General features: G+C 64.2%; 3 protein-coding genes and 1 pseudogene. 3 read left to right on the top strand and 1 reads right to left on the bottom strand.

All coding sequences use genetic code 11. The annotated features are described in order from the left end of the window. From EN781_RS30315 to EN781_RS30305, 3 genes and pseudogenes are all read left to right on the top strand, one after another. Positions 1–212: pseudogene (locus EN781_RS30315) on the top strand (transcriptional regulator); the annotation flags it as partial. A 168-nt stretch (positions 213–380) separates the two neighbouring features. Beyond that, on the top strand, positions 381–1,646 hold the full coding sequence (gene metK / locus EN781_RS30310; protein ID WP_126056672.1) for a methionine adenosyltransferase: 1,266 nt from the start codon (positions 381–383) through the stop codon (positions 1,644–1,646). Positions 1,647–1,666: 20 nt separating this feature from the next. Further along, entirely contained in the window at positions 1,667–2,368 is a 702-nt protein-coding gene (locus EN781_RS30305; RefSeq protein ID WP_126056671.1) for a tRNA (guanosine(46)-N(7))-methyltransferase TrmB, read from the top strand. Positions 2,369–2,426: 58 nt separating this feature from the next. Here the strand turns inward: EN781_RS30305 and EN781_RS30300 are convergent, their stop codons facing one another. Then, positions 2,427–2,591, bottom strand: coding sequence for a hypothetical protein (locus tag EN781_RS30300; RefSeq protein ID WP_126056670.1), 165 nt, complete (start codon positions 2,589–2,591; stop codon positions 2,427–2,429). Positions 2,592–2,689: the final 98 nt, after the last annotated feature.

Below are 2,689 nucleotides of genomic sequence, written 5' to 3'. Positions count from 1 at the left end.
CCGTAGCCTTCTTTATCGAGGATGCCCCGGGTCAGGAGGCCGTGGGCAACCGAGGATTTGCCGAAGACGCGTCGATGGCTTTCGCCGTCGAATTCTGCGGCAGTCCGGAAGGGCTTCAACTCAACCGCGCCTTCGTCAAGATTGCCGACGTCAAGGTGCGTCGCAGGATCATCGATCTGGTGAAATCGCTTTCTACCGACGACGCCGACTGATCCAGGGGCTTGTGCCACCGACGGCGCCCCGTCGGTGGTGGCACAAGACAAACTGTGCTCACATTCATGCCAGAACCGCGGCGGCGCTTGACGAGCGGCGCCCGGCACCGCTAACACGTGGCGCGCCAAAATCGGCAACCTGTCGATTTTTTTCAAGAGGGGACACCCGTGACGCGGCTGAACTACTTCTTCACCTCGGAATCCGTTGCCGAGGGCCATCCCGACAAAGTTTGCGACCGTATCTCCGACGAGATCGTCGATCTGGTCTATCGCGAGGCCAAGAAAACCGGCATGGATCCCTGGAAGGTCCGTGTCGCCTGCGAGACCCTGGCCACGACCAATCGTGTCGTCATCGCCGGCGAGGTCCGGGTTCCAGAGACGCTGCTGAGGAAAGACAAGGCCGGCAACATCCTCAAGGACGCCGCAGGTCATCCGGTCGTCAATCCGGCAAAGTTCAAGTCGGTAGCCCGCAAGGCGATCCGCGAGATCGGCTACGAGCAGGCCGGCTTCCACTGGAAGACGGCGAAGATCGATGTCCTGCTGCACGGCCAGTCGCCCGACATCGGCCAGGGCGTCGACAACGCCGCCGACCGCCAGGGCGAGGAAGGTGCCGGCGACCAGGGCATCATGTTCGGCTACGCCTGCCGCGAGACTCCGGACCTGATGCCGGCGCCGATCTACTACAGCCACAAGATTCTCGAGCTCCTGGCCGCCGCGCGCCATGATGGTGACGGCGAGGCCGGCAAGCTCGGGCCGGACGCCAAGAGCCAGGTCACCGTGCGCTATGTCGACGGCAAGGCCGCGGAAGCGACGCAGATCGTGCTGTCGACCCAGCATCTCGATGCGACCTGGGATTCCAAGAAGGTCCGCAAGGTCGTCGAGCCCTATATCCGCGAGGCGCTGGGCGATCTCAAGATCGCCGAGGACTGCAACTGGTACATCAATCCGACCGGCAAGTTCGTCATCGGCGGTCCGGATGGTGACGCCGGCCTTACCGGGCGCAAGATCATCGTCGACACCTATGGTGGCGCGGCGCCGCATGGCGGCGGCGCCTTCTCCGGCAAGGACACCACCAAGGTCGACCGCTCGGCAGCCTATGCGGCGCGCTACCTCGCCAAGAACGTGGTCGCCGCCAAGCTCGCCGACCGCTGCACCATCCAGCTGTCGTACGCCATCGGCGTCGCCCAGCCGCTGTCGGTCTATGTCGACCTGCACGGCACCGGCAAGGTCGACGAGGCAAGGCTGGAGGACGCGCTGCGCTCGGTCATGGACCTGTCGCCCTCCGGCATCCGCCGCCACCTCGACCTCAACCGGCCAATCTACGCGAAAACCTCGTCCTATGGCCATTTCGGCCGCAAGGCCGGCCGCGACGGTTCCTTCTCCTGGGAGAAGACCGATCTCGCCAAGGCGCTGAAGGATGCGGTCGCCGCCTGACGGCGACTGCAAACCTGTCCATGGATACAAAAGACAGGCCGAGCCGCGCGACCGAAGCTTTCTTCGGCCGCCGGCGCGGCAAGACCATCCGTCCGCAGCAGGCCGCGGCGCTGGAAAGCGGTTTTCAGACCTATCGGCTTGATCTGGCGGCCGAGCCGCCAGCCGAGTTGCGCCAGCTGTTTGCCGCCGATGTTTCCGCTATTCAGCTTGAAATCGGTTTCGGCGGTGGCGAGCACCTGCTGCATCGCGCGACGGCGGCCCCGCAAACCGGCTTTATCGGCGTCGAGCCGTTCGTCAACGGCATGGCCAAGCTGATGATGGCGGTCAGGGAAAAGCCGCTGGCCAATCTCAGGGTCTATGACGACGACGCCACACGGCTGCTCGACTGGCTGCCGCCAGCTTCGCTGGACGGCATCGACCTGCTGTATCCTGATCCCTGGCCGAAGAAGAAGCACTGGAAGCGGCGCTTTGTCGGTCCGGTCAATCTCGACCGTTTCGCCCGGGTGCTGAAGCCGAGCGGAAGATTCCGTTTTGCCTCCGACATCGACACTTATGTGAATTGGACACTGTTGCACTGCCGGGCGCACGGCGCCTTCACATGGCAGGCGCGGGACGCGGCCGACTGGCATCGGCCTTACGATGCCTGGCCAGGCACGCGCTATGAGGCCAAGGCCCTGCGTGAGGGCCGGCAGCCCGCCTATCTGACTTTCGTCAGAACATAGGCCCGGCGCGATACGGCTAACCGCGCCAGGGGCAGTTGCATCAGAAGCGCCCGATCTTTCAGAAGCGACCCATCCTGTCGAAGGCGGCCGGGTCCATTCCAAGTTTGCGCAGATCGTTGGTGCGAGGCCTGCGGCCGGCCTCGACGGCGCGCGACGCGGCAACGGCGCTGCCGAATGTGGTGAAGATGTCGCCGATGGCGGAAAACAGCTTGCGGCTACCCATGATTTTCAACCTTTCGCGCGCCACCGCGCGCAATTTCTCTTGTTGTGCGATGCAACATAGATAGGCGTGGCGCGCCAGCGATCACAGAGGCGTTACCG

The organism is Mesorhizobium sp. M4A.F.Ca.ET.090.04.2.1, from assembly GCF_003999085.1.
Lineage (GTDB): Bacteria > Pseudomonadota > Alphaproteobacteria > Rhizobiales > Rhizobiaceae > Mesorhizobium.
Note: the sequence above shows the minus strand (reverse complement) of the source record. Positions and strands in the feature narration are given on the sequence as shown.